27 protein-coding genes are annotated in these 24297 nt (G+C 70.2%); 17 read left to right on the forward strand and 10 right to left on the reverse strand.

Features of this window, described 5'->3' with window-relative positions:
- Nucleotides 1–24: 24 nt before the first annotated feature.
- The 5 genes from ACFVYF_RS26045 to ACFVYF_RS26065 all read right to left on the reverse strand — a co-directional run bounded on the left by ACFVYF_RS26045 (nucleotide 25) and on the right by ACFVYF_RS26065 (nucleotide 4409).
- Entirely contained in the window at nucleotides 25–912 is an 888-nt protein-coding gene (locus ACFVYF_RS26045) for a glycine betaine ABC transporter substrate-binding protein (protein ID WP_389459334.1), read from the reverse strand.
- Between the two features lie 128 nt (nucleotides 913–1040).
- On the reverse strand, nucleotides 1041–1946 hold the full coding sequence (locus ACFVYF_RS26050) for an ABC transporter permease (protein ID WP_389459117.1): 906 nt from the start codon (nucleotides 1944–1946) through the stop codon (nucleotides 1041–1043).
- The gene (locus ACFVYF_RS26055; protein WP_389459119.1) at nucleotides 1943–3226 is read right to left on the reverse strand and encodes a betaine/proline/choline family ABC transporter ATP-binding protein; all 1284 of its coding nucleotides are present in this window, start codon (nucleotides 3224–3226) and stop codon (nucleotides 1943–1945) included. Before ACFVYF_RS26055 ends, ACFVYF_RS26050 begins: the two co-directional genes overlap by 4 nt.
- The gene (locus tag ACFVYF_RS26060; RefSeq protein ID WP_389459120.1) at nucleotides 3219–3866 is read right to left on the reverse strand and encodes an ABC transporter permease; all 648 of its coding nucleotides are present in this window, start codon (nucleotides 3864–3866) and stop codon (nucleotides 3219–3221) included. Before ACFVYF_RS26060 ends, ACFVYF_RS26055 begins: the two co-directional genes overlap by 8 nt.
- Before the next feature lie 72 nt (nucleotides 3867–3938).
- Nucleotides 3939–4409, reverse strand: coding sequence for an Lrp/AsnC family transcriptional regulator (locus ACFVYF_RS26065; protein WP_389459122.1), 471 nt, complete (start codon nucleotides 4407–4409; stop codon nucleotides 3939–3941).
- 133 nt (nucleotides 4410–4542) lie between these two features.
- Between ACFVYF_RS26065 and hppD the strand changes: the two genes are divergently transcribed.
- The 4 genes from hppD to nthA are packed head-to-tail and all read left to right on the forward strand — an operon-like array spanning nucleotide 4543 to nucleotide 6951.
- Nucleotides 4543–5688 carry a 4-hydroxyphenylpyruvate dioxygenase gene (hppD, locus tag ACFVYF_RS26070; protein ID WP_389459124.1) on the forward strand — a complete coding sequence of 382 codons (1146 nt, stop codon included), beginning with the start codon at nucleotides 4543–4545 and terminating at the stop codon, nucleotides 5686–5688.
- Between the two features lie 40 nt (nucleotides 5689–5728).
- Nucleotides 5729–6034: a hypothetical protein gene (locus ACFVYF_RS26075; protein ID WP_389459126.1), complete on the forward strand. Its 306-nt coding sequence runs from the start codon at nucleotides 5729–5731 to the stop codon at nucleotides 6032–6034.
- Complete coding sequence (locus ACFVYF_RS26080; RefSeq protein WP_389459127.1) at nucleotides 6027–6377, forward strand: SH3-like domain-containing protein; 351 nt, start codon at nucleotides 6027–6029, stop codon at nucleotides 6375–6377. Before ACFVYF_RS26075 ends, ACFVYF_RS26080 begins: the two co-directional genes overlap by 8 nt.
- Entirely contained in the window at nucleotides 6367–6951 is a 585-nt protein-coding gene (gene nthA / locus ACFVYF_RS26085) for a nitrile hydratase subunit alpha (protein ID WP_389459129.1), read from the forward strand. The genes ACFVYF_RS26080 and nthA overlap by 11 nt, the downstream gene beginning before the upstream one ends.
- A gap of 18 nt (nucleotides 6952–6969) precedes the next feature.
- Here nthA and ACFVYF_RS26090 read toward each other — a convergent pair whose 3' ends face one another.
- Complete coding sequence (locus ACFVYF_RS26090) at nucleotides 6970–8499, reverse strand: tetratricopeptide repeat protein (protein WP_389459131.1); 1530 nt, start codon at nucleotides 8497–8499, stop codon at nucleotides 6970–6972.
- Between the two features lie 92 nt (nucleotides 8500–8591).
- Between ACFVYF_RS26090 and ACFVYF_RS26095 the strand changes: the two genes are divergently transcribed.
- Complete coding sequence (locus ACFVYF_RS26095; RefSeq protein ID WP_389459133.1) at nucleotides 8592–9998, forward strand: FAD-binding oxidoreductase; 1407 nt, start codon at nucleotides 8592–8594, stop codon at nucleotides 9996–9998.
- Nucleotides 9999–10024: 26 nt separating this feature from the next.
- On the opposite strand, the gene ACFVYF_RS26100 is transcribed toward ACFVYF_RS26095, so the two are convergent.
- Nucleotides 10025–10504 carry an SsgA family sporulation/cell division regulator gene (locus tag ACFVYF_RS26100; RefSeq protein WP_389459135.1) on the reverse strand — a complete coding sequence of 160 codons (480 nt, stop codon included), beginning with the start codon at nucleotides 10502–10504 and terminating at the stop codon, nucleotides 10025–10027.
- A gap of 299 nt (nucleotides 10505–10803) precedes the next feature.
- Between ACFVYF_RS26100 and ACFVYF_RS26105 the strand changes: the two genes are divergently transcribed.
- Both ACFVYF_RS26105 and ACFVYF_RS26110 read left to right on the forward strand, forming a co-directional pair.
- Nucleotides 10804–12312 carry an RDD family protein gene (locus ACFVYF_RS26105; RefSeq protein ID WP_389459136.1) on the forward strand — a complete coding sequence of 503 codons (1509 nt, stop codon included), beginning with the start codon at nucleotides 10804–10806 and terminating at the stop codon, nucleotides 12310–12312.
- An 83-nt stretch (nucleotides 12313–12395) separates the two neighbouring features.
- The gene (locus ACFVYF_RS26110; RefSeq protein WP_389459138.1) at nucleotides 12396–13115 is read left to right on the forward strand and encodes an RDD family protein; all 720 of its coding nucleotides are present in this window, start codon (nucleotides 12396–12398) and stop codon (nucleotides 13113–13115) included.
- A gap of 112 nt (nucleotides 13116–13227) precedes the next feature.
- Here the strand turns inward: ACFVYF_RS26110 and ACFVYF_RS26115 are convergent, their stop codons facing one another.
- The gene (locus ACFVYF_RS26115) at nucleotides 13228–13533 is read right to left on the reverse strand and encodes a hypothetical protein (RefSeq protein ID WP_389459139.1); all 306 of its coding nucleotides are present in this window, start codon (nucleotides 13531–13533) and stop codon (nucleotides 13228–13230) included.
- A 477-nt stretch (nucleotides 13534–14010) separates the two neighbouring features.
- On the opposite strand from ACFVYF_RS26115, the gene ACFVYF_RS26120 reads away from it, so the two are divergent.
- The 7 genes from ACFVYF_RS26120 (at nucleotide 14011) to ACFVYF_RS26150 (ending at nucleotide 19230) form a co-directional block, all read left to right on the forward strand.
- A complete protein-coding gene (locus tag ACFVYF_RS26120) occupies nucleotides 14011–16356 on the forward strand; it encodes an immune inhibitor A domain-containing protein (protein ID WP_389459141.1) in 2346 nt (781 codons plus the stop codon).
- Nucleotides 16357–16477: 121 nt separating this feature from the next.
- Entirely contained in the window at nucleotides 16478–16819 is a 342-nt protein-coding gene (locus tag ACFVYF_RS26125) for a hypothetical protein (protein ID WP_389459142.1), read from the forward strand.
- 97 nt (nucleotides 16820–16916) lie between these two features.
- The gene (locus ACFVYF_RS26130) at nucleotides 16917–17459 is read left to right on the forward strand and encodes an RNA polymerase sigma factor (protein ID WP_389459144.1); all 543 of its coding nucleotides are present in this window, start codon (nucleotides 16917–16919) and stop codon (nucleotides 17457–17459) included.
- Nucleotides 17456–18073: a hypothetical protein gene (locus ACFVYF_RS26135; RefSeq protein WP_389459146.1), complete on the forward strand. Its 618-nt coding sequence runs from the start codon at nucleotides 17456–17458 to the stop codon at nucleotides 18071–18073. The genes ACFVYF_RS26130 and ACFVYF_RS26135 overlap by 4 nt, the downstream gene beginning before the upstream one ends.
- A gap of 112 nt (nucleotides 18074–18185) precedes the next feature.
- Nucleotides 18186–18494 (forward strand): hypothetical protein, encoded by a 309-nt coding sequence (locus ACFVYF_RS26140; RefSeq protein ID WP_389459148.1) that lies wholly within the window; start codon nucleotides 18186–18188, stop codon nucleotides 18492–18494.
- On the forward strand, nucleotides 18491–18847 hold the full coding sequence (locus ACFVYF_RS26145; RefSeq protein ID WP_389459150.1) for a hypothetical protein: 357 nt from the start codon (nucleotides 18491–18493) through the stop codon (nucleotides 18845–18847). The genes ACFVYF_RS26140 and ACFVYF_RS26145 overlap by 4 nt, the downstream gene beginning before the upstream one ends.
- Complete coding sequence (locus ACFVYF_RS26150; protein WP_389459151.1) at nucleotides 18847–19230, forward strand: hypothetical protein; 384 nt, start codon at nucleotides 18847–18849, stop codon at nucleotides 19228–19230. The genes ACFVYF_RS26145 and ACFVYF_RS26150 overlap by 1 nt, the downstream gene beginning before the upstream one ends.
- Before the next feature lie 44 nt (nucleotides 19231–19274).
- On the opposite strand, the gene ACFVYF_RS26155 is transcribed toward ACFVYF_RS26150, so the two are convergent.
- Both ACFVYF_RS26155 and ACFVYF_RS26160 read right to left on the reverse strand, forming a co-directional pair.
- Nucleotides 19275–19859, reverse strand: a complete 585-nt coding sequence (locus ACFVYF_RS26155; RefSeq protein WP_389459152.1) for an isochorismatase family protein — start codon at nucleotides 19857–19859, stop codon at nucleotides 19275–19277.
- A gap of 241 nt (nucleotides 19860–20100) precedes the next feature.
- On the reverse strand, nucleotides 20101–21429 hold the full coding sequence (locus ACFVYF_RS26160; protein ID WP_389459154.1) for a nicotinate phosphoribosyltransferase: 1329 nt from the start codon (nucleotides 21427–21429) through the stop codon (nucleotides 20101–20103).
- Between the two features lie 79 nt (nucleotides 21430–21508).
- Between ACFVYF_RS26160 and clpS the strand changes: the two genes are divergently transcribed.
- The 3 genes from clpS to ACFVYF_RS26175 all read left to right on the forward strand — a co-directional run bounded on the left by clpS (nucleotide 21509) and on the right by ACFVYF_RS26175 (nucleotide 24273).
- Nucleotides 21509–21826 (forward strand): ATP-dependent Clp protease adapter ClpS, encoded by a 318-nt coding sequence (gene clpS, locus ACFVYF_RS26165; protein ID WP_383285061.1) that lies wholly within the window; start codon nucleotides 21509–21511, stop codon nucleotides 21824–21826.
- Between the two features lie 74 nt (nucleotides 21827–21900).
- Nucleotides 21901–22506: a DUF2017 domain-containing protein gene (locus ACFVYF_RS26170; RefSeq protein ID WP_389459156.1), complete on the forward strand. Its 606-nt coding sequence runs from the start codon at nucleotides 21901–21903 to the stop codon at nucleotides 22504–22506.
- A gap of 330 nt (nucleotides 22507–22836) precedes the next feature.
- Entirely contained in the window at nucleotides 22837–24273 is a 1437-nt protein-coding gene (locus ACFVYF_RS26175) for an amino acid permease (protein WP_389459158.1), read from the forward strand.
- Nucleotides 24274–24297: the final 24 nt, after the last annotated feature.

Raw genomic sequence — 24297 nt, forward strand, 5'->3', positions numbered from 1 at the left:
GACGCGGCACGCGTACCGTCACACTCAACCCCCCTTCACGAACCCCTCCTGCTTCATCCAGTCCAGCGCCACCTGGTGGGGATCCTCGCCATCCACGTCGACCTTGGCGTTCAGGGTCTGGGCGACGGAGTTGTTGAGCTTCTTGGTGATCGGGTCGAGGACGGTGGCGATCGCCGGATACTCGTGCAGGGCCTTGGTGTTGATCTCGGGGGCGACGTTGTAGTTGGGGAAGAACTTCCTGTCGTCCGCCATGATCGTCAGGTGCATCGACTTGATGCGTCCGTCGGTGGTGAACACCTCGCCGTAGGTGCAACTCCCCTTGGCCACCTGGGTGTAGATGATCCCGGTGTCCATCTGGGTGACGTTCCCGGCGGGCACGCTCATGCCGTACGCCTTCTCCATGCCCGGCAGCCCGTCGGCGCGGTTGGCGAACTCGCTCTCCACGCACAGCGTGACGGCCTTGGGGTCCGACCTGGCGAGCGCGGCGACCTCGGAGAGCGTCCTGGTCCGGTACTTCTTGAAGTTGGCCTCGTTCATGGCGAGCGCGTAGGTGTTGTCGAGGGCGGACGGCGGCAGCCAGGTGAGGCCGTTCTTCGCGTCCGCCTCACGCACCGCCTGCCACTGTTGCTGTGGGTCGGTGATGGGGGTGCCGTTGCCGAGATACGTGATCCAGGCGGTGCCCGTGTACTCGTACATGGCGTCCGCGTCCCCGCTCTTGACGGCCTCGCGGGCGCCGATGGAGCCCTGGATGCCGGTCCGGTCGAGGACGTCCGCGCCGGCCGCCTCGAAGGCGATGCCCATGATCGCGCCGAGGACCAGCTGCTCGGTGAACTCCTTGGAGGTGACGGTGAGATGGGCCCCCTTGAGCGGCTCGCCCCGGCCGATCGTCCCGGGACCGACGTCGTCGACCATGGGGGAACCGCTGGTCAGCCCGCAGCCGGAGACCAGCACCAGCGTCCCGGCCAGCGACAGGGACAGCGACACAGTCGCGGCCGGCCTCGGACGCCGTACCCCGCTCGCCCCCACCGCTCGGCCCCGCCTCATGACCCCGCCTCCAGTCCCCGTGGCCGCAGCAGCAGTTCGGCCAGCGAGGCGAGCCAGTCCACCAGCAGGGCGAGCGCGACCGTGAGGATCGAGCCGAGGACCAGGACCGGCATGCGCTGGGTGGTGATCCCGGTGGTGATCAGGACGCCGAGCCCGCCTCCGCCGCCGAAGGTGGCGAGCGTCGCCGTACCGACGTTCAGCACGAGGGCCGTCCGCACGCCCGCGAGGATCAGCGGTACGGCGAGCGGGAGTTCGACGCGGGACAGGACGCCGAGGGAGGACATGCCGATGCCGCGGGCGGCTTCCAGCAGGGTGGGGTCGTTGGCCTTCAGGCCCGCGATCGTGTTGGAGAGGACCGGCAGGACCGCGTAGATGATGATGCCGATGAGGGCCGCCTTCTGGCCGGTGCCGAGCCAGATCACCAGCAGCGCCAGCAGACCGATCGCCGGAGTGGCCTGCCCCATGTTGGCGAACGTCATCGCCACCGGGGTCGCCTTGCGGAAGGCACCGCGGGTCAGCAGGATGCCCAGCGGGATGGCGATGATCAGCACGAAGAACGTGGAGATGACCGTCAGCTGGATGTGCTGGCGCAGCGCCTTCCACACCTGGCCGTTCGACAGCGCGTTCTCGGAGATCGAGTCGAGGTCGGCCTGCCGGAACCAGAGCCAGGTGGCGAGCAGCAGGATGACCAGGACCGTGGGCAGAAAGGTCAGCTTCTGCCAGCTGACCCGCCGCCGGGTGGCCGCCGGTGACGGCGGCGCCCCGCCCCCGCCGTCCGCCCCGTGATCCTCGCGGTCGCGGTCGCGGTCGTGGTCGCCGTTGCCGTCACCGTCGTCACGGAAGGCGAGCCCCTTGACCTCGTGCTCGCCCGCCGGGCGCCGACTCGCCCAGGGAGTGCTCACGCCTTCGCCTCCCCGTCCTCGGCGCCCTCCTGCGCGAGGTGGGTCTGCTGGGCGCGCGCCTCCTCCAGCTCGTGCTGGTGCTCCATCGCGTCGAGCCGGTCGGCTTCGAGGAGTTCCTGCACGGAGTTCATCAGCGTCTCCATGTCGACGACTCCGATGTACTCGCCGCGCCGTCCGGTGACCGCGACCCGCCCCGTGTTGTCCGTGAGGACGGCTTCGAGGGCGTCCCGCAGGGTGGCGTCCCGGGTCACGGTGTCGTGCACCAGCGTGCCGGCCCGGGCAAGCGAGCCCCGCGCCCGCATCAGGTCGCCCCGGCGCAGCCATTTGTAGGGGCGGCCCCGCCGGTCGAGCAGCAGGATCTCGTTCGTACCGCTCGACCGGAGTTTGTTGAAGATGTCCTGGAGCGGGTCGTCGACGGTGACCGTCGGATAGTCGGTGATCCCCACGTCCCGTACGCGGGAGAGGTTGAGCCGCTTCAGGGCGGCGCCCGCACCGACGAAGCCGGAGACGAAGTCGTCGGCCGGGTTGGTGAGGATCGCCTCCGGGGTGTCGAACTGGGCGATGTGCGAGTGCTCCCGCAGGACGGCGATCCGGTCGCCCAGCTTGATGGCCTCGTCGAAGTCGTGTGTGACGAAGACGATCGTCTTGTGCAGCTCGTGCTGCAGGCGGATCAGCTCGTCCTGGAGGTGGTCGCGGGTGATCGGGTCGACCGCGCCGAACGGTTCGTCCATCAGCAGGACGGGCGGATCGGCCGCCAACGCCCGTGCCACACCCACGCGTTGCTGCTGGCCGCCGGAGAGCTGGCGCGGATACCGGCCGTGGAACTCGCCCGGGTCGAGGCCGACCAGGTCCAGCATCTCCTCGACCCGCGCCGTGATCCGCGTCCGCGGCCAGCCGATCATCTTCGGGACCAGGGCGATGTTCTGCGCGACCGTCATGTGCGGGAAGAGCCCGGACGCCTGGATCGCGTAACCGATCTTGCGGCGCAGCTTCACCGGGTCCATGTCGGTGACGTCCTCGCCGCCGATGCGGATGCGCCCGCCGGTCGGCTCGATCAGCCGGTTGATCATTTTGAGCGTCGTGGACTTCCCGCACCCCGAGGGGCCGACGAAGACGACCAGCTCGCCCGCCTTGATCTCCATGCTGACGGCGTCCACCGCGGGTTCCCGGCTGCCCGGGTAGCGCTTGCTGAGGTTCTCCAGCTCGATGGTGGCGCCCGTGGTGGGCGCCCTGACCGGCGGGGGAGCGGCGTCGGAGACGGGCGCGGAAGGCTCAGGCACGGATCCCCCTCGGGATGGTCAGCCGCCCGACGACGACGTACGCGGCATCGAAAAGGAGCGCCAGGATGATGATCCCGAGCGTCCCGGCGAGCACCTGGTTGAGTGCGTTCTTGCTGCCCAGGGAGCTGATGCCACGGAAGATCTCGTTGCCGAGACCCGGCCCCGAGGCGTACGCGGCGATCGCGGCGATGCCCATCAGCATCTGCGTGGAGACCCGGATGCCGGTGAGGATCGGCGGCCAGGCGATCGGCAGCTCCACCTTGAGCAGCCGGGTGATGCGTGACATCCCGATGCCGGTCGCCGCGTCCACGAGGGAGGGGTCGACGCCACGCAGGCCCACGATCGAGTTGCGCACGATCGGCAGCAGTCCGTAGAGGGTCAGCGCGGTCACCGTCGGCGGGACGCCCAGACCCACGATCGGGATCAGCAGACCGATCATGGCGAGCGACGGGATGGTCAGGACGGTGGAGGTGGCGGTGGTGGCGAGGCTGCCCGCCCACTCGCTGCGGTAGGTGACGACACCGATCAGCACGCCGATGAGGGTCGCCACGACCATGCACTGGAAGACCGCGCTGGCGTGCTGGTACGCGTCCGTGAGCAGCTGCTGATGGCGGCTGCTCAGGTACTCCCAGAAGTTCACGGACCCTCACCTCACGACGGTGTGCGCCCGGAGTCGGCCCCCTCCTCGACGGGTCGTCCGCGCGGAGCCGCGTCAGGAGTCTCCCGACGCCTGCTCCACCAGCGGGATGATCCGCAGCGGAACGGGGTTCTCCATGACGATCGCCGTGGAGGCCCGGACGATGCCATCAAAACCGACAACCCGGTCGATCACCCGCTGGAGATCGGCGTTCGAGCGGGCCACGAGCCGGCACAGCATGTCCCCGGTGCCGGTCGTGGTGTGCAGCTCCAGGACCTCGGGGACGGTCGTCAAATGCGCCCGTACGTCGGCACCTTGTCCCTGCCGGATCTGCAGGGTCGCGAACGCCGTCACCGGGTAGCCCAGCGCGGCGGGGTCGACCTGCGGGCCGAATCCCCGGATGACGCCATTCGACTGAAGCCGGTCGAGCCGGGCCTGCACCGTGCCGCGCGCCACTCCGAGCCGCCGGGACATCTCCACGACCCCGATCCGCGGCTCCCGCGCCAGCAGCACGATGAGCCCGCCGTCCAGATGATCGATCGCCATACGTGCCTCCGGGGCCTCTCCGAGGTGGTCATCCTGTACAGAACGCCCGACCTTCCGGGCCTGCTATTGAGCATATTGCTCAGCGATTACGCAAACTATTGCGCACCTTGCGGAACGGGGTGACGCTTTCGCCATGACTCAGACCACCCACCACACCCCCAGCACCGCGCGCGAGGCCGACCCCTTCCCGGTCAAGGGCATGGACGCGGTCGTCTTCGCCGTCGGCAACGCCAAGCAGGCAGCGCACTACTACTCCACCGCCTTCGGCATGCAGCTCGTCGCCTACTCCGGTCCGGAGAACGGCAGCCGGGAGACAGCGTCGTACGTCCTGACCAACGGTTCGGCCCGTTTCGTCTTCACCTCCGTCATCAAGGCCGCCACCACCTGGGGCCACTTCCTCGCCGAGCACGTCGCCGAGCACGGTGACGGAGTGGTCGACCTCGCCATCGAGGTCCCGGACGCCCGCGCCGCCCACGCGTACGCCGTCGAGCACGGCGCCACCTCGCTCGCCGAGCCGTACGAGGTCAAGGACGAGCACGGCACGGTCGTCCTCGCCGCGATCGCCACCTACGGCAAGACCCGCCACACGCTGGTCGACCGCTCCGGCTACGACGGCCCCTATCTGCCGGGTTACGCGGCCGCCGCCCCGATGGTCGAGCCGCCGGCCCGCCGCACCTTCCAGGCCGTCGACCACTGCGTCGGCAACGTCGAACTCGGCCGGATGAACGAGTGGGTCGGGTTCTACAACAAGGTCATGGGCTTCACGAACATGAAGGAGTTCGTGGGCGACGACATCGCGACCGAGTACTCGGCGCTGATGTCGAAGGTCGTCGCCGACGGGACGCTGAAGGTCAAGTTCCCGATCAACGAACCCGCCATCGCCAAGAAGAAGTCCCAGATCGACGAGTACCTGGAGTTCTACGGCGGCGCGGGTGTCCAGCACATCGCGCTGAACTCGAACGACATCGTCGAGACGGTACGCACCATGCGCGCCGGGGGAGTCCAGTTCCTGGACACGCCGGACTCGTACTACGACACGCTCGGCGAGTGGGCCGGCGAGACCCGCGTCCCGGTCGACACCCTGCGCGAGCTGAAGATCCTCGTCGACCGCGACGAGGACGGCTATCTGCTGCAGATCTTCACCAAGCCGGTCCAGGACCGGCCGACCGTCTTCTTCGAGATCATCGAACGCCATGGCTCGATGGGCTTCGGCAAGGGCAACTTCAAGGCCCTCTTCGAGGCGATCGAGCGGGAGCAGGAGAAGCGCGGCAACCTGTAACGCCCCGCGCAGCCGGCCGGCCGCGTCGTAATCTGACCCCATGGCCAGGATCAACGACGTGGGCGGCATGCAGGGGTTCGGTGCCGTCGACACCACCGACGACACCGAGCCCTTCCGGGCCGACTGGGAGGCGCGGGTCGTCGGACTCTTCAACGCCCTGCGCGGGCAAGGGCTGTTCAACACGGACGAGTTCCGTGACGCCATCGAGTCGATGCCACCGGCGGAGTACCTCGCGGCCTCGTACTACGAGCGCTGGTTCCACGCGATCTGCACGCTCCTGCAGCGCAAGGGCGTCCTCGCTCCCGGCGAGCTGGACCTCGCGTCGGACGGCGCCTCGCATGGCTGACCGCTTCGCGCCGGGCGCGCACGTGCGGACGTACCGCCACGACCCGCCGCACCACACCCGGCTGCCGCGTTACGCGCGCGGAAAGCACGGTGTCGTGGTCGAGCCGGAGGGCCGCGCCGCCCTCGCGGACGTCAGCGCGGCCGGGCACGACGACGCACCCGTCGAGCAGGTGTACGCGGTCCGGTTCGCGGCCCGCGACCTGTGGGGCACGGGCGACCACCACGTCGTACTGGACCTGTGGGAAAGCTACTTGGCAGACGACGCAGACGACGCAGACGACCCAGACGACCCAGACGACCCAGCGCACCCAGACAACGCAGAGGACCCGGGCCATGAGCGGTGACCACCACGACGACGCGCTGATCTCCCGGCGGGTACGGCGCCTGGAGACCCTCCTGGAGGAGAAGGGCGTGCTCTCGGGCGGTGCGCTGGACGAGGTGATCGACGCGTTCATGGCGGCCGCGTCGCCGGCGAACGGGGCGCGCGTGGTGGCCCGCGCCTGGGTGGACCCGGCGTACCGGTCCCGGCTGCTCGCGGACGGTACGGCGGCGGTGCAGGAACTCGGCCTCATGGAGGGCTCGTTCCAGCGCCTGCGCGTCGTCGAGAACACGGAGTCGGTGCACAATGTCATCGTCTGCACCCTGTGCTCCTGCTACCCGCTGCGCCTCCTCGGCCCGTCCCCGAGCTGGTACAAGTCCGAGTCCTACCGCTCCCGCGTCGTCCGCGAACCCCGCACCGTGCTGGCCGAGTTCGGCCTCGCCCTTCCCGCCGGCACGGAGATCACGGTCTGGGACTCCAGCGCGGAGACCCGCTACATGGTCCTGCCCCGCCGCCCCGCGGACACGGACTCCCTCGGAGAGGCGGAACTGACCGGACTGGTCACGCGCAACGCACTGATCGGCACGGCGGCCGTCTGACCGCCCGGGCCCCCGGGGTCAGCGCGTCCCCGAGCGCCGTGGAGCGGGCGCCGACGGGGAGCGGGGCGGCCGGGGCGCGGCCGGCGCCGCCGCGACCGGCTCCGGCGCGGACGCCGCCGGAGTCTCCGCCGTCTCCTCGGGCAGCCCCTCCGCCGGGGGCTCGCCCAGCGCCGCCAGGGCCTCCTTCGCCGACGGGACGAGGAGCGGGGAGAAGTACGGGTTGATACGGAGCGCCTCCGCGAGATGGCGGCGGGCCGGCCCGAACCACTCCAGATCGCGTTCGATCTCTCCGCGGTGGTAGGCGTACAACGCGTTGCGCACCCCGCCCCCGTGCTCCTTGTCCATGGCCTTCGTCGCGAACTTCACCGCTTCCTGGTTCTCCCCGGCCCGGTGCAGCGCCCAGCCCAGCGCGTCCGCGACGGCGATGCCGGGCCGCCGCTTCCACTCCTCGCGCAGCCGGCGCACGGCCGACTCCGCGTCCCCGTGGTCGGCCTCGAAGAGCCCGAGCACCAGTTCGTCGTGCACACCGCCCGCCTCCTCCTGCTGCACCCGCGTCCGCAGCAGGTCGTACTGCACCTGGGCGGCCCCGGCGAGCCCCAGCGACTCGTACAACTCGCCCAGCTCCAGGGCGTACTGCGGAGACGGCTGCTTGGTGAGCGCGGTCTGGTACGCCCGCAGCGCCTCCGAGGTACGGCCCAGCGCGGCCAGCGCCCGCCCCTGCCCGGCGACGGCGGAGTGCTCGTCGGGGTCGGTGACCAGCGCGGCCGCGTACTGGCGCAGCGCGTCCTCCGGCTCGCCGCGCTCCCAGGCGAAGTCGCCCGCCCGGGACAGCCAGGCCGCCTGCTCGGCGGGCGTCGTCGCGCCCGCGGCCGCGTCGGCGAGGGCGGCCGCCGCGTCCTCGCGCCAGCCGCGGTCCCAGTACACCTGGGCGGCCCGCGCCATGACCGTCGGCCCGGACCGCAGTTCGAGGAGCTTGTCGAGCGTCCTGCGGGTGGCCTTGTAGTCACCCAGCGCGTCGTACGCCTCGATCAGCTGCGGATACGCCGTCCACCGCTTCGGCGCCCGGGCGACCGCCGTCTCGCCCCACTTCTTCGCCGCCGGGAAGTCACCGCGCGCGTTGGCCAGCGCGGCCAGCCCGTTCAGCGCGTCCACGTTGCTCTTCGGGCCGGCCTCCAGCGAGGTGCGCAACGCCTTCTCGGCCCGCGGGTAGTACGCGGGCGTGGCCGTCCGCCGTCCCTGTTCGACGTACGCGGCACCGAGCACCGCCCACGCCTGCCCGTCACCCGGATGGGCCCGCAGATGCGCCTCGTGATCGCCGATGAGCGCCGCGAGATCGGGTAGCGCCACGGGCACCCCGGCGCCCACCGCCGTCACCGCCCGGGCCACCGGACCCGGCGCCGGAGGCGCCGTCCGGTGCCGGTCGGGAGGCAGCAGCACCAGCACCCCGCCGAGCACCGCACAGCCCGCGACCGCGCCGATCAGCGCGCGCTTGAGGACGGGGGAGCGGCGCGGGCCGGCCAGAGACAGCTGTCGCGGTTGGATCTCCATGCCGCTCACTGTGCGTCAATACGAAGACCACATCCCGGCACGCGAAGGGTGCCGTAGACGGGGTTCACACCGATGGCCCCGAGTGCGAGGCTGTGATCATGAGCCGTATCGAAGCCCCGCGCGAGGACGTCACGGGGAACCTCGTCGACCTTCTGCTGGCGGGCCTGCCGGCCGAGGCCGTCCTCACCGACCCGGACGTCACGGCCTCCTACGCGAACGACATGGCGAGCTTCTGCGAGGCCGGCACACCGGCCGTCGTCGTCCTGCCGCGCACCGCCGAACAGGTCCAGCACGTCATGCGCACCGCGACCGCGCTGCGCCTCCCGGTCGTCCCCCAGGGCGCCCGCACCGGTCTGTCGGGCGCCGCGAACGCCTCCGACGGCTGCATCGTGCTGTCCCTGGTGAAGATGGACCGGATCATCGAGATCAACCCCGTCGACCGCATCGCCGTCGTCGAGCCCGGCGTCATCAACGCCACGCTCTCCCGCGCGGTGGGCGAGCACGGCCTCTCCTACCCGCCGGACCCCTCCAGCTGGGAGATGTGCACCATCGGCGGCAACATCGGTACGGCCTCCGGCGGCCTGTGCTGTGTGAAGTACGGGGTGACGGCCGAGTACGTCCTCGGCCTGGACGTCGTCCTCGCCGACGGACGCCTGATGAGCACCGGCCGCCGTACGGCGAAGGGCGTCGCCGGGTACGACCTCACCCGCCTCTTCGTCGGCTCCGAGGGCTCCCTCGGCATCGTCGTCCGCGCGGTGCTGGCCCTGAAGCCGCAGCCGCCCCAACAGCTCGTGCTGGCCGCCGAGTTCGCGTCGGCGAGCGCCGCCTGCGACGCCGTGTGCCGGATCATGGAGGGCGGGCACGTCCCGTCCCTGCTGGAGCTGATGGACCGTACGACGGTGAAGGCGGTCAACTCGCTGGCCCGGATGGGCCTCCCGGAGACCACCGAGGCGCTGCTGCTGGCCGCCTTCGACACCCACGACCCGGCGGCCGACCTCGCCGCGGTGGGCGCCCTGTGCGAGGCTGCGGGTGCCACCCAGGTGGTGCCGGCCGAGGACGCGGCGGAATCCGAACTCCTGCTCCAGGCACGGCGGTTGTCGCTCACCGCGCTCGAAGCCGTCAAGGGCACGACGATGATCGACGACGTCTGCGTGCCGCGCTCCCGGCTCGGCGAGATGCTGGAGGGCATCGAGGGCATCGCCGAGAAGTACGCCCTCACCATCGGCGTCTGCGCCCACGCCGGCGACGGCAACACCCATCCCACCGTCTGCTTCGACGCGGACGACCCGGACGAGTCCCGGCGCGCCCGCGAGTCCTTCGACGAGATCATGGCCCTCGGTCTGGAGCTCGGCGGCACGATCACCGGCGAGCACGGCGTGGGCGTCCTGAAGAAGGAGTGGCTGGCGCGCGAGATCGGCCCGGTGGGGGTGGAGATCCAGCGCGGTATCAAGGCCGCCTTCGACCCCCTGGGCATCCTGAACCCGGGGAAGGTCCTGTAGGGGCCGCGGATGACGGGGACACCGGATCACTCCCCGTCCTTCGACTCGTCCGACGGCCACGGGTCGCGCAGCCACAGCTCGTCGGGACAGCCCGGTGTGGGAGCGAGCAGCTCGGCGAGGCCGTCGTCGATACCGAGCTGCTCGGCCTCAGAGCCCGGGGGGACCGCCCGCAGGGTGCGTTCCAGCCAGGCGGACACCTGCGCGGCGGGCGCTTCGAGCAGCGCGTCGCCGTCGGGTGAACTCAGTGCCATCAGAACGACACTGCGGCCCGCGACCTTCGTCGGCCACACCCGCACATCACCGTGTCCGCACGCCCGGAACACCCCCTCGACCAGCAGCTCGCGGGCGAAGGTCCAGGCGACGGGATGGTCGGAGCCGACGTGGAAGGTGATGTGAACGGCGTACGGATCATCGGTGCGGTACATCAGCCGGGCCGGGACCGGGATGCTCCGCTCCGGCGACAGGACGAGTTTGAGCTCCAGCTCGCGTTCCACCACGGTGTGCATGTCGGGCACTTCCTTTCCGGGTACGGGGCCCTGAGGGCGGGCCCGTACGAGTGGAGAGCGCGGGAGGCCGGAATCATTACGCGGGTCCGGAGAGATTTTTTCCGTTCGGCTTCCGCCGGCTTGATCCGGGCCGTCCCGGCTGCCGCCGCCGTGGTGCACACCGGCCGGCCCGGGGGCGCGCGAGGTGGCGGATCCTTGCCCGAAAGGGGTGGGTACGGCGGGAGCGCCAGTGACGCGCGCGCCGGTCTGATAGATGTGGAGCCCCCAAAAGACCCCCGAGCAGATACGGGACGACGGACATGAGCGCCCCAACCCCGGCCCCCGGTGACGACAGGCCCCGCGAAGGGTATTACCCGGACCCCTCCATTCCTGGATATGTCCGGTACTGGAACGGCACCGCGTGGGTGCCGGGCACGAGCCGCCCGGCCCCGAACGACGGCGTGCCCCTCGCGCCGCCGCCCGGTGGGCGCCCCGCGTCCGCGTCCGTGCCCGCGCCGAGTCCGGCTCCGGCGGAGGAGACGGGCCCGCACTTCTTCGACGAGGACCCCGGGTCCGCCGCGGAGCCGCAGCGGGTCAGCCCGGCGGAGGCCCAGCACGGCAGCCGGCCCGAGCCGGCGTCCGCCTGGGGCGCCGACCGGTCCCGGCAGACGGGCTTCGGCGGCGAACAGGACCGCCGGGTCTCCTGGGGCGCGGACCGGGGTGCCGACCCGCGCGTCCCGCACGCGGCGGAACCGGGCGACGCGGTCGTCCAGCCCGACGGCAGGTCAGCGCGTACGGACGGCACGGCGACGATTCCCCCGGCCGCATCCGACCCGCGCTCCCCGCAGCCGCCGGCCTCGGGCGGCACGGTGGTCTTCCGTCGTCCCACGGGCGGTTCGGGGAGCACGCACGCGCCGTCCGCCGCCGGACCCACGGCCGGTTCGGGGAGCTCGCCCGCGCCGTCCGCCGCCGGACCCGCGGCCGAGAACACTCCCGGCGTCCCCGGCACCCGTGCCCCTCTCGCCGCCGGGGGCAACTCGGCGTTCCGCGCGCCGTCCCCGCGCACGGAGCAGCAGGGCGGGGCGCAGAGCGGGGGCACGGGAGCGGCCGCCGCGTCCCCGGCGCCGGCCGGCCCTCGGGTGACACCCGCGCCCGTTCCCCAGCAGACGCCGCCGACGGCTGCCCAGCAGGCCGGCGGCCCGATGAGTCCCGGCGCCGGCGGCGGTCAGCCGTCCTGGGCGCAGCAGGTGCACCGCCTCGCGGGGGCCGGCGGCGAGGGGCAGCCCGTCGCGCCCTGGAAGCCGCCCGTCGACGACGTGTTCCAGGCGGCCGCGCGGGCCCAGGCGGCGGTCAGGCCCGCCGCGCTCGGCAAGCGGCTGGCCGCACGGCTGGTGGACACCGTCGTCCTGGCCGGTGTCACCGCCGTGGCCGCGGTGCCGCTGGGCACCAGGGCGATCGACCACGTCAACGAGAAGATCGACGCGGCGAAGCTGTCCGGCGAGACCGTCACCGTCTGGCTGCTGGACGGCACGACCACCGCCTATGTCGGCGTCATCCTCGCCGTCCTGCTTGTCTTCGGCGTCCTCTACGAGGCGCTGCCCACCGCCAAGTGGGGCCGCACGCTGGGCAAGAAGCTCTGCGGCATCCAGGTGCGCGACATCGAGGGCGCCGAGCCGCCGACCTTCGGCCGGGCCCTGCGCCGCTGGCTCGTCTACAGCATCCCGGGCGTCCTCGCCATCGGCGTGGTCGGCGTCCTGTGGTGCCTGTTCGACCGCCCGTGGCGCCAGTGCTGGCACGACAAGGCGGCCCACACCTTCGTGGCCGCCTGAGAGGGCTGCCCGCCGGTCCGGCGGGTAGCCCGGACGGACCCGTGCCGGATGCGGAGCCGGGGTGTTCGCGGTCGACTCGGGCCATGAGCACCGAACCGCCGCCCCCCGGCTCCGGTCAGTCCCCGGACGACGACCCGTTCAAGAAGCAGCCGCCGCCCGCCGAGGGCGGCGGCTCTCCGTACGACGCCCCGCCGCCCTTCGGCGACCAGCCCGGCGGCCGGCCCCCGAGCGGTGACCCGTACGGGAGCGGTGGCGGCCCGTACGGAGGCGGCGGTGACCCCTACGGCGGGGGAGGTGATCCGTACGGCGGCGGTCCCGGTGGTGGCCCCTACGGCGGCAACGACCCTCTCAGCGGCATGGCCCCGCTCGCCGACAGCGGCAAGCGGGTGCTCGCGCGGATCATCGACATGATCCTCGTCGGAGTCGTCGTCTGGCTGCTGACCTGGGGTTTCGGGTTCGGCCAGTACACGGTCGACTCGGACAAGCTGGAGTTCGGCAAGTCCTTCGGACAGGAACTCCTCGCCGCGGTCCTCTACATCGCGTACGACACCTTCATGACCAGCAGGACGGGCCAGACGCTGGGCAAGAAGCTGTTCCATCTGCGCGTGGCCAACCTGGACAACGGCGCGACGCCGTCCGTGCAGACCTCGCTGGTGCGGGCGTGTGTGCTGTGGATCCCGTTCGCCTTCTGCTGCGCCTGTGTCTGGACCGCGATCGCGGGCGGCTGGAGCTTCTTCGACAAGCCCTACAAGCAGGGCCTTCACGACAAGGCGGCCAAGACGGTGGTGGTCAGCACCGGTTGAGACCGGCGAAGGTCAGCGCCGGCCGAGCGGCAAGGACCAGCACCGGTCGAAGCGGGACGTCGGCACCGGCCCTACGGCGAGCCGGTGCGACAGGGGCCGGCGGATCCGTGGTTCACGGGCCCGCCGGTTCGCGTACGTGCTCGGCGGAACCGACGGATGCCGTGGCCCGCTGCACCGGCACCCGCTCCGTCACCACGGCCTGAGTCACCACCGGCTCCGCCACGGCGGGCGGCGCGGTCTTCGGCAGCGGAACGGTCAGGGCCACGAGCAGCCCGAGGACGAGCGCGCAGAGCGCGATCACCGCGATGGCCAGGCCGGAACTCGTCTGTGACAGCAGCAGCATGGCGAGGGTGGAGAAGATCACGGTGCAGGAGCCGTAGACGAGCTGTGCGGCGGTCGGACGAGACGTTGCGGTCATCAGACGTGGCCTGGCAGTCGGACGAGGCATGGCAATCGTGTCCTCGGGTGGGGTCTCCCCCCGGGTGCCTCTCGCGACGGGGGAGGTGCGGATGAAGAAAGGGGGGTGAGACAACGGTGTCGACTTGGCATTCCGCCGACATTCCGACGCTCCGCCAACCGACTCTATTCCGCTGCATGCCCGACTGGAACGACTAGTAAGCGTGACCTTACCCACGGTGCCGGTGCACAGGGGGCGCACGGAGTCATGCAGTCCACCAACTGGACACAGTGGCGCGCCCGTTGCGGACCTGTGGACCGTCCGTATAGCGAACGATCGCTTCGCATAGTGCACTTGGCCTGTTCAAGTCAAGGTCTGTCTTTTCTTTCATAACTCCGGTCGAATGTCGTCACTTGAATCGCGTATACGGCGCGCGGACCCCCGAATACCAGGACTCCCTCCTCTTCCGCGTGCACGGGCGCGGGGGAGGAACATCAAGTGACCAGCAGACCCTGGACGTTCAGAGCGGCCGCGGTGGGCGTCGCCCTCGCGGCGGCCACCGCCACGTTCTCGACGTTCGCCGTGGCCCAGGCCGATGACGCACCGTCGTCGGCGAGCGTGGACCGCCACGATCCGCAGCCGGCCAAGAGCAACGTCGAACACGACCTCGACGGCCCGCTGAGCAAGACGCAGGACGCACAGCGCCAGGAGGCCCTCAACCAGGTCATATCCGGCGACGCCAAGGTCAAGGACCGCAACGGCTCTCAGGTCGTACAGCTCGGCAAGAGCAAGTACGTGGAGCTCGGCCGGGAGAAGACCGACCAGATATTCACGATCCTGGTCGAGTTCGGTGACCAGGTCGACAGCAAGTACGGCGGCACCGCCGGCCCGCAGCACAACAAGATCGCCGCCCCGGACCGCACGAAGGACAACAGCACGGCCTGGCAGGCGGACTACAACCAGAAGCACTTCCAGGACCTCTACTTCGGCACCGGCAAGAAGACCGAGTCGCTGAAGAAGTACTACGAGAAGCAGTCCTCGGGCCGCTACTCGGTGGCCGGCGAGGTCACGGACTGGGTCAAGGTCCCCTACAACGAGGCCCGTTACGGCAACAACGCCTGCGGCGAAACGAACTGCGCCAGCGTGTGGAACGTCGTCAGCGACGGCGTCACCGCCTGGGTCGCCCAGCAGCAGGCGGCCGGCAAGTCCGACGCCGACATCAAGGCGGACCTCGCCCAGTACGACCAGTGGGACCGCTACGACTTCGACGGCGACGGCAACTTCAACGAGCCCGACGGCTACATCGACCACTTCCAGATCGTGCACGCCGGTGAGGACGAGTCCGCGGGTGGCGGCGTCCAGGGCGAGGACGCGATCTGGGCCCACCGCTGGTACGCGTTCGGCACCGACGCGGGCGCGACCGGCCCGACGGGCAACAAGCTGGGCGGCGCGCAGATCGGCGACACCGGCATCTGGGTCGGCGACTACACCATCCAGCCGGAGAACGGCGGACTCGGCGTCTTCGCCCACGAGTACGGCCACGACCTGGGCCTGCCGGACGAGTACGACACCTCCGGCGGCGGCGAGAACGGCACCGGCTTCTGGACGCTGATGTCGGCCGGCTCCTGGCTCGGCACCGGCAAGGAGGCCATCGGTGACCTCCCCGGCGACATGAACGCCTGGGACAAGCTGCAGCTGGGCTGGCTCAACTACGCCAAGGCGAAGGCCGCGACGAAGTCGCAGCACAAGCTGGGCGTGGCCGAGTACAACACCAAGAACAAGCAGGCGCTGGTGGTCTCGCTGCCCGACAAGGCGGTCACCACCGAGGTCGTCGCCCCGGCTCAGGGCGCCACCCAGTGGTGGAGCGGCAGCGGTGACAACCTGAAGAACACGCTGACGCGTCCGGTCGACCTCACCGGCAAGTCGAAGGCCACCCTCACCCTCGACGGCTGGTGGGACATCGAGGGTGGCTACGACTATCTCTACACCGAGGTGTCCACCGACGGTGGCTCCAACTGGACCGCCCTGGACGGCACGGCCGACGGCGCCGCCCTCCCGCGCGACGGCAGCGACAAGCCCGCGCTGACCGGCAGTTCGGCCGCGTACAAGAAGCTGGCCTTCCCGCTCGACGCCTACGCCGGCAAGAAGATCGCTCTGCGCTTCCGCTACCAGACGGACGGCGGAAAGGCGCTGAAGGGCTTCGCGGCCGACGAGATCTCCGTGTCGGCCGACGGTTCGCCGCTGTTCTCCGACAACGCGGAGAGCGCGGACGCCGCGTGGACCGCCACCGGCTTCTCCCGCATCGGCGCCTCCTTCACCAAGGACTACGCGCAGTACTACATCGCGGAGAACCGCCAGTACGTGTCGTACGACAAGACCCTCAAGGTCGGCCCGTACAACTTCGGCTTCTCGACGACGCGTCCGGACTGGGTCGAGCACTACCCGTACCAGAACGGTCTGTTGATCTGGAAGTGGGACACCTCGCAGGCGGACGACAACACCAGCGCCCACCCCGGCGCGGGTCTGATCCTGCCGGTCGACGCGCACGCCAAGGCACTGAAGTGGGCCAACGGCACGCTGCTGCGCAACAAGATCCAGACCTTCGACTCGACCTTCAGCACGTACGCGACCGACGCGTTCACGCTCCACAACGCGGACGTCAAGCTGAAGATCAAGTCCAAGAAGGGCGTCTCGGTCTTCGACGACCGCAAGGGCTCGTACCACGACCCGGCGAACCCGACCGGCAGTGTCAAGGTCACTGACACCAACACCAAGATCAAGATCGTGAAGGAGCCGAAGGATGGCTCGACGATCACGGTCCAGGTGGGCCGCTCGACGAAGTAACTGACGTTTTCGCAGGTCAGAGCGTGATCGGCCGCGGCCCCCTGGCGGGTCGCGGCCGATCGTGTTTAGGTGCCTCCTGTGGTTCTCTTATTGACACCGGTTCTCACGGGGGTGTGACTGCATGGCCGCAGGAGGTTTCTGCAAGCTGCCCAACGGCAGCGTGGTGGTGGCGCTGAATCTGCCCAGCCCGTCGGGTCCGGGCGGCGGCAGCGTGCGCTTCCTGGTGCTCGCCCAGAATCGCGCCCGAGCCCTGACCAGGCTGCGCAATCTGGGGATGCGGGCGGTCTACCTGCGCGGCAACGCGGAGCCACCGACCCCGGACGAGATCACCGCGGTCCTGCACCATCCCGACGGCCTGATATGGCGCACGGCGCCTGACAACGGTGTCTCGGGCCCGGAGCTCGCCCAGGAGCTCTGGCACCCGATCCGGGCCCTGTTGCGGCAGCCGGCCGCACCGGCCTGACCCGCGCCGCCCGCCGGGGTGCAGGGCGGCCCAGGCGCAGCCCAGGAAACTCCTGCCGGTACCGAACGTTTCGGGTCCCTCCGCCGTCTCAGTAGCGATGGTGTCGTCGAGATGGCTTGGGGGGACCGTGCCGGCGGAGGACGAAGACCTGCTCAGCCCCGCTCAGGTGCGTCGTGTGACGGCGGTCCTGGCGCTGGGCGGGGTGCCGCGCGAGGACCGCGCCGACGGAGTGCAGCAGGTGCGGCTCCGGCTGATCGAGCGGCTGTCCAAAGGTGCTGAGGCACCCCGGGACCTGGCCGCCTGGGCGGTCGTGGTCGCCTCGAACCACGCGGTCGACTGGCACCGCAGCCGCAACCGGCAGGAGCTGGTCAGCGAGCGGCTGCGCAGCACAGGCGAGTGGCGCCGGACCGTGCCCGGCCCGGAGACGGAGCTGCTCACCCTCGCTGTCGCCGAGGTCTTGGACGCGCTGCCGGCGCTCCAGCGGCAGGTGCTGGTCCTGCGGTACTACGCCGACCTCACCGTGCCGCAGATGGCCGATGTCCTGGCGGTGCCCGTCGGCACCGTCAAGAGCCGTCTGCACGCGGCCGGCCGGGCGATGAAGGCACGTCTGGAGAACGAGGCGGCGGTGGAGGCGCGATGAACGACGGCTGGGGCGGCAAGGACACCGAGGACCTCGTGGCGGATCGCCTGAAATTCATCGGGGCACTCCTGGAGGATGACGCTGAGACGACGGCGGCCGACGCGCCCGCGACGGGGGCCGCCGGTCTTCCCCCGGAGCCCGGCGGGCAGCCGCTGCCGACGGCTGCCCGCCGGCGCCGGCGGGCGCTGGCGGCCGTCCTCGGGCTCGCGGCGGCCGTGGGCGGAGTGGTGGTCCTCGCCGCCGTATGGGCGCCCTGGTCCCCGGGTGAGGAGGCGGCGGAGAAGCCCGACCAGTCGGGGATCGTGGCCTGCGCGAAGCTCATCGTGGAGGGCACGGTGGCCGGCACCGACTCCGCCGGGCCGGGCAAGGTCGGCGTCCGGCTGGACGTCGAGCGGTACGTGAAGCCCGGCAAGGGACCCGGCGAGGTGCGGTTCGTGGTGCCGCGGGAGGACGGCGCGGCCTATCGGACCGGCTCCCGGGTGCTGGTGAGCGTCTCGCGCTTCGACGACGAGGTGCCGTTGCTATTCACCGGAAGCGAAATCGCGTCCGCCGAGGAATGGATGACGGCGGAGGCCAACAGGACGGACGGGCCCGCCTGCCCGGGGCGCGGATAGCGGCGGCCTTTTTCTCCAGATACTTCTACCTTACTGATCGCTTACCTGTTAGCCTGACCGTCGATCACCGGGGAATGCAAGTTCCCCTCTGAATCTGTGGGGGGCTTGGCAAGTGAAAACGGGCTATTTCGTGCGCGCCGCCGTTGCTGCGGCGGCCGGTGCTATGGCCGCGATCATCGTGACTTCGCCGGGATCGGCGCAAGGCGCATCGGCCCACCGCGACGCGCGTCCGGAACGCATTGTGCACGGTCGTGAGGATTTCAGTTTCTCCACCGTCAACGCTCTGGTGGGCACCGCTCCGGTCATCATTCGGGGCACGGTACTGAGCACCGCTCCGGGCCGGACGGTCGGCACCGCCGAGAGCGGCGGCACGGATCAGGCGCGCGATGTGACGCTCCGTGTCGACGCACCAAGGCGATGAACCACGGCAAGAGCCAGCTGGAGCGCAGCGTCGTCACCACGTCCTGGGGCGGCGGTGACATCGAGGTCTACGACGGCAACTACGGGGACAGCGGCTGGCACGGCCGGACCGACTGCACCGACTGGAACGTGTTCATGACGTCCTGCGACATCATCCGGGTGCGTTTCAACACCTACCAGTACAAGACCGCCAGTCAGTGGCGCAGCCTCGGCTGCCATGAATTCGGGCACACCGCCGACCTCGGCCACCGCGGCAAGAGCAATGACACGGACAACAATTCATGCATGCGGGTGGAAATCTGGCCCCAGTATTATGACCAGCACGACCTCAACGCGATCAAGGCGGGGACGTGATGGGGAAATTCTGGCGCATCATCTGCTATATCGCGGTGGCGGTCGTTTCGTTCGCCGGAGTGTACGCGCTGCGGTCGGGTGACAATGGCCCCGATGCCGAGTCTTTCCGGAATTCAAAGGAGCAGCCGAAATTCTGCGAGGAGGCAGAGCCGCTCGATTTCTCGAAGTCCGCGGAATTGTCGGCGCACCGCCGTGCTCATCTCCTCGAGGACCTGGGCGAGCTGGCCCCGGACGACATCGCGGGCGAGTTCAACCGGCTGATCTCCTGGTACGAGCATCCGAGCGAGGCGGAGCAGGACCGGTTCCGGCAGGCCACCGTACGGGTCGGCGAGTTCATCGAGCGGAGCTGCGACGGGATCAACCTCGGGGGCATCAGGACCTGACCGGGCCCCGGACGGGCCGTACACCGGCCCGTCCGCCGGCCTGTTCAGACGACCGGCTTGCCGGACAGGTCCACGCCCGCCTCCCGCAGCTCCTCCAGGGTCCGCTCCGTGCTCTCCTCGGCCACCCCGGCGGTGAGGTCGAGGAGCACCTGCGTACGGAAGCCCTCCCGCACGGCGTCCAGCGCGGTGGCCCGTACGCAGTGATCGGTGGCGATGCCGACGATGTCGACCTCGTCGATCTCGCGGGCCTTCAGCCAGTCGCCGAGCGTGACGCCGTTCTCGTCGGCGCCCTCGAAGCCGCTGTACGCGGCAGCGTAGGCACCCTTGTCGAAGACGGCGTCGATGGCGCCGGAGGCGACGGCCGGGGCGAAGTTCGGATGGAAGCCGACGCCCTCGGTGCCGGCCACGCAGTGCGCGGGCCAGGAGTGGACGTAGTCCGGGTTGTCGGCGAAGTGACCGCCGGGGGCGATGTGGAGGTCACGGGTGGCGACGACATGGCGGTAGCCGGCGGGCGCCTGGCCGATCAGCTCGGTGATCGCGGCGGCCACGTCGGCACCCCCGGCCACCGCGAGGCTGCCACCCTCGCAGAAGTCGTTCTGCACATCTACGACGATCAAGGCGCGGCGCATGGTCGGTGTCCTTCGGCTCGGCGAGAGGTCGGTGAGGTGCGGCCCGGCCGTTGAAACACCGAGCCTAGAGACTTCACGTGCCCGCGGGGAGGGGGCAGGCGGCTTCCGCGCGATGCTCGGGCACGCTGCCGTTGCATTCCCGCTCACCGGTCGTTCATGCCTGGCGCGCGGCCGGGACCCGTGGGGCGCCCCGGTTGTGCCCCGTTGGGCGCCGCCGGGACGGTGCCCCGGCGGGCCCGCGTCAGACGTACTGCGTCGGGATGACCGGCTCCCCGCGGGAGAGCTGTGCGGCCGACAGCGGGAGGTTCGCGCGGGCGGCCGCGTGCCGCTCACGGACGGCGTCCAGCGGCTCCCGGGCGACGACCTGGCCGCCCTTGACCAGCTCGACCAGTAGCTGACGGTCGGCGAGCTCGGCCGGCACCGGGCCCGTGCCGATCACCTCGGCCTCGGCGACCCCCTGCTCGTCCAGCCGCCGCGCGGCCCACTTGCGGCCGCCGATGGACGTCTTGCCGCCGGACGACTTCTTGGCCACCGGCTCCAGCGGAGCCTTCGGGTCCGCCGACGTGGCGCGGGCGACCAGTTTGTAGACCATCGAGCACGTCGGGTGGCCGGATCCCGTCACCAACTGGGTGCCGACGCCGTACGCGTCCACCGGCGACGCCGCCAGCGAGGCGATGGCGTACTCGTCCAGGTCGGAGGTGACGATGATCTTCGTGCCGGTTGCGCCCAGCTCGTCCAGCTGCTGGCGCACCCGGTGCGCGACCAGCAGCAGGTCACCGGAGTCGATGCGCACGGCGCCGAGCTCGGGTCCGGCGACCTCGACCGCCGTACGGACGGCCTCGGCCACGTCGTACGTGTCCACCAGCAGCGTCGTGCCCCGGCCGAGCGAGGTCACCTGGGCCTGGAAGGCGTCCCGCTCCCGGTCGTGCAGCAGCGTGAAGGCGTGGGCGCTGGTGCCGACGGTGGGAATGCCGTAGCGGAAGCCCGCGGCGAGGTCGGAGGTGGTCGTGAAGCCGCCGACGTACGCGGCCCGCGCGGCGGCCACCGCGGCCAGCTCGTGGGTGCGCCGGGCGCCCATCTCGATCAGGGGCCGCTCGCCCGCCGCCGAGGACATCCGGGACGCGGCCGCCGCGATCGCCGAGTCGTGGTTGAGGATCGACAGGATCACGGTCTCCAGGAGCACGCACTCCGCGAAGGACCCCTCGACCTGCAGGACCGGCGAGCCCGGGAAGTACACCTCGCCCTCGGGGTAGCCCCAGATGTCCCCGGTGAAGCGGTACGTGGCCAGCCACTCCAGGGTCGGCTCGTCCACGATCCCGTTCGCGCGCAGGAAGCCGAGCACCCCCGCGTCGAAGCGGAAGTTCTCGACCGCGTCGAGGACTCGCCCGGTTCCGGCCACGACCCCGTAGCGCCGCCCCTCGGGCAGCCGCCGGGTGAAGACCTCGAAGACCGAGCGCCGCTCGGCGGTTCCGCCCGCCAGGGCGGCCTGCAACATCGTCAGCTCGTACTGGTCCGTGAAGAGCGCCGTCGAGGGAACGTCCACCGGCAGCCCAAGGTCCGCTGTGTTCATGGCAAGGGATCGTACTCCCATCTCGTCACTCTGACGATTTGTGGGTCCGTTTGTGCGGGTGCCCCCCTCTGGTGGCAGCATGGGGCGTGTGACGGCTCCCGCACCCCTAGAGATCGAAAAGACCGAGTCGGCGGAGGAGGTGTTCGCCGTACCCGAGCCGGACGTCCCCTGGGTGACGATCGTCCACAACGACCCGGTCAACCTCATGAGCTATGTGACGTATGTCTTCCAGACGTACTTCGGCTACTCCAAGGACAAGGCCAACAAGCTCATGCTCGACGTCCACCACAAGGGCCGCGCCGTGGTCTCCAGTGGGACGCGCGAGGAGATGGAGCGCGACGTGCAGGCCATGCACGGCTACGGTCTGTGGGCCACCCTTCAGCAGGACCGGAAGTAACCGCACCGGCAGCACCGCAGGACCGGACAGAGACCGACCGCAGCGTGCAGTACTGGAAGTAGCGACCCAACCTGATGCCAGGACACTTCGAACCGCTCCCCGGCGGCGGCGCGGCCGTCGCGCTCGACGAGGTCGAGATCTCCATCATCCGCTCCCTCGCCGTCCAGCTCCTGGAGCTGATCGGTCCCGGACCGGGCGAGAACACCGCGGAGGACCCGCTCGCCGAGCTGTTCGCCGAGGGGCCCAGCGAACCGCCCTCCGACCCCGTACTGCACCGCCTCTTCCCGGACGCCTACAGCGGCCCCGACGTCGAGGCGAACTCGCGCGAGCAGGCCGACGAGCAGCGCGCCCACTCCGCCGAGTTCCGCCGCTTCACCGAGAACGACCTGCGCGCGGGCAAGCGCGACAACGCCCTCGCGGTGATCCGCTCGCTGGACGCGCTGACGCTCGGCGGTGACGGCGGCGCGGTCCTCAAGCTCTCCGCCGAGCAGTCCGGGCAGTGGCTGCGCGCCCTCAACGACCTGCGCCTGGCGATCGGCGCGCGGCTCGACCTCGTCGACGAGGAGGACACGAACCTTCTCTACCGCCTCCCGGACGAGGACCCCCGCAAGCCGATGGTGATGGCGTACCTCTGGCTGGGCGGACTCCAGGAGACCCTGGTCGAAACACTTATGCCCTGAGCTGTCAGGACAAATGCCCCTCTGTTGTTCGCTCAACGGACGCTCAAATCCGGATAACGATCAAGTCACCGCAGCCGTGTCCTATGGGGCGCGGCTCGTCCTTTGTCCGGTTCTTCCTGTGGCGTGCGCCACGAACACCTGCGCCGATGACTGTTGCGGGCGTGATAAATCTTCACGACCGCCCGACGGGACACCACCCACGTCCTGCCGGGTGCGCCACCGAGCCGGCGGATCGCCGGCCAGGCACAGCTCCATCACATCCGGGGGGATCGGGACCCGATCCGAGGCCACGCAGACGGCTCGGATCGGCATGGAGAAAGGCGCACCAACATGACCTCATCGCAGGTCGACAACAAGTACGACGGCAGTGAGGCCGTGCAGGCCGCGGCGACGGACGACGGCGAGGGATATCAGCGCGGGCTGGGCGCCCGGCAGATCCAGATGATCGCCATCGGCGGTGCCATCGGCACCGGCCTCTTCCTCGGCGCGGGCAAGGGCATCTCGAAGGCCGGACCCAGTCTGATCCTGGCCTACGCCATCGCGGGCGTGGTCATCTTCTTCATCATGCGGGCGCTCGGCGAGCTCCTCATGTACCGCCCCGTGTCCGGCTCCTTCTCGGAGTACGCACGCGAGTTCATCGGCCCCTTCGCCGGCTTCGTGACCGGCTGGACCTACTGGCTGTTCTGGGTGGTCACCGGCATCACCGAGGTCACCGCCGCCGCCACCTACATGACGTACTGGTGGGACATCCCGCAATGGGTCTCGGCCCTGGTCTTCACGGTCATCCTGTACGCCGTGAACCTCATCTCCGTGAAGCTCTTCGGTGAGCTGGAGTTCTGGTTCTCCATGGTCAAGGTCACCGCGATCGTCGGCATGATCCTGATCTGCGCCGGCATCCTCACCCTCGGGTTCTCCGACGCGGGCGACACCGCCTCCGTCAGCCACCTGTGGAGCGACGGCGGCTTCTTCCCGCACGGCGTCGGCAACACCCTGATGACCCTGCAGATGGTCATGTTCGCCTTCCTCGCCGTCGAACTGGTCGGCGTGACGGCCGGTGAGTCCAAGGACCCGAAGACGGTCCTGCCGAAGGCCATCAACACCGTGCCGTGGCGCATCGCCGTCTTCTACGTCGGCGCCCTGATCATGATCCTCTCGGTCGTGCCGTGGACGAGCTTCCAGCCCGGCGTCAGCCCCTTCGTGGAAGCCTTCGAGAAGATGGGCCTCGCCGCCGGCGCCGGCATCGTCAACTTCGTGGTGCTCACCGCTGCCCTGTCCTCCTGCAACTCCGGCATGTACTCCACCGGCCGCATGCTGCGCGACCTCGCGCTCAACGGCCAGGGCCCGAAGTTCTTCACCAGGCTCACCAGGAGCGGCACCCCGCTCATCGGCACCACGGTCTCGGCCGCGCTGATGATGGTCGGCGTCTGGATCAACTACCAGTGGCCCGGCGACGCCTTCAACTACGTCGTCTCCTTCGCCACCATCTCCGGCATGTGGGCCTGGATCGTCATCCTCGTCTGCCAGATCCGCTACCGCCTCAAGGCCGACCGCGGCGAACTGCCCCAGTCCACCTTCAGGGCCCCCGGCGGCATCTGGGCCAGCATCCTCTCGCTCGCCTTCATCGGCATGGTGATCGTGATGATGGGCATCGACAAGGACGCCCGCATCTCGCTCTACTGCGCGCCCCTGTGGGCCCTCGTCCTGGGCGTCTCCTACCTGGTGCTCAGGAGCCGCAACCCGCAGGGTTCCGCGTTCGTCAAGCGCTGAGACCCTGGCGGGGCTCGGCGTCCG

The organism is Streptomyces sp. NPDC058274 (assembly GCF_042881375.1).
Taxonomy (GTDB): domain Bacteria; phylum Actinomycetota; class Actinomycetes; order Streptomycetales; family Streptomycetaceae; genus Streptomyces.

Coding starts and splice junctions, on each gene's coding strand:
- ACFVYF_RS26045 (WP_389459334.1), bottom strand. CDS start 912: ATGGTCGACGACGTCGGTCCCGGGACGATCGGCCGGGGCGAGCCGCTC.
- ACFVYF_RS26065 (WP_389459122.1), bottom strand. CDS start 4,409: ATGGCGATCGATCATCTGGACGGCGGGCTCATCGTGCTGCTGGCGCGG.
- hppD (WP_389459124.1), top strand. CDS start 4,543: ATGACTCAGACCACCCACCACACCCCCAGCACCGCGCGCGAGGCCGAC.
- ACFVYF_RS26075 (WP_389459126.1), top strand. CDS start 5,729: ATGGCCAGGATCAACGACGTGGGCGGCATGCAGGGGTTCGGTGCCGTC.
- ACFVYF_RS26080 (WP_389459127.1), top strand. CDS start 6,027: ATGGCTGACCGCTTCGCGCCGGGCGCGCACGTGCGGACGTACCGCCAC.
- nthA (WP_389459129.1), top strand. CDS start 6,367: ATGAGCGGTGACCACCACGACGACGCGCTGATCTCCCGGCGGGTACGG.
- ACFVYF_RS26090 (WP_389459131.1), bottom strand. CDS start 8,499: ATGGAGATCCAACCGCGACAGCTGTCTCTGGCCGGCCCGCGCCGCTCC.
- ACFVYF_RS26100 (WP_389459135.1), bottom strand. CDS start 10,504: ATGCACACCGTGGTGGAACGCGAGCTGGAGCTCAAACTCGTCCTGTCG.
- ACFVYF_RS26105 (WP_389459136.1), top strand. CDS start 10,804: ATGAGCGCCCCAACCCCGGCCCCCGGTGACGACAGGCCCCGCGAAGGG.
- ACFVYF_RS26110 (WP_389459138.1), top strand. CDS start 12,396: ATGAGCACCGAACCGCCGCCCCCCGGCTCCGGTCAGTCCCCGGACGAC.
- ACFVYF_RS26115 (WP_389459139.1), bottom strand. CDS start 13,533: ATGACCGCAACGTCTCGTCCGACCGCCGCACAGCTCGTCTACGGCTCC.
- ACFVYF_RS26125 (WP_389459142.1), top strand. CDS start 16,478: ATGGCCGCAGGAGGTTTCTGCAAGCTGCCCAACGGCAGCGTGGTGGTG.
- ACFVYF_RS26130 (WP_389459144.1), top strand. CDS start 16,917: ATGGTGTCGTCGAGATGGCTTGGGGGGACCGTGCCGGCGGAGGACGAA.
- ACFVYF_RS26135 (WP_389459146.1), top strand. CDS start 17,456: ATGAACGACGGCTGGGGCGGCAAGGACACCGAGGACCTCGTGGCGGAT.
- ACFVYF_RS26145 (WP_389459150.1), top strand. CDS start 18,491: ATGAACCACGGCAAGAGCCAGCTGGAGCGCAGCGTCGTCACCACGTCC.
- ACFVYF_RS26150 (WP_389459151.1), top strand. CDS start 18,847: ATGGGGAAATTCTGGCGCATCATCTGCTATATCGCGGTGGCGGTCGTT.
- ACFVYF_RS26155 (WP_389459152.1), bottom strand. CDS start 19,859: ATGCGCCGCGCCTTGATCGTCGTAGATGTGCAGAACGACTTCTGCGAG.
- ACFVYF_RS26160 (WP_389459154.1), bottom strand. CDS start 21,429: ATGAACACAGCGGACCTTGGGCTGCCGGTGGACGTTCCCTCGACGGCG.
- clpS (WP_383285061.1), top strand. CDS start 21,509: ATGGGGCGTGTGACGGCTCCCGCACCCCTAGAGATCGAAAAGACCGAG.
- ACFVYF_RS26170 (WP_389459156.1), top strand. CDS start 21,901: ATGCCAGGACACTTCGAACCGCTCCCCGGCGGCGGCGCGGCCGTCGCG.
- ACFVYF_RS26175 (WP_389459158.1), top strand. CDS start 22,837: ATGACCTCATCGCAGGTCGACAACAAGTACGACGGCAGTGAGGCCGTG.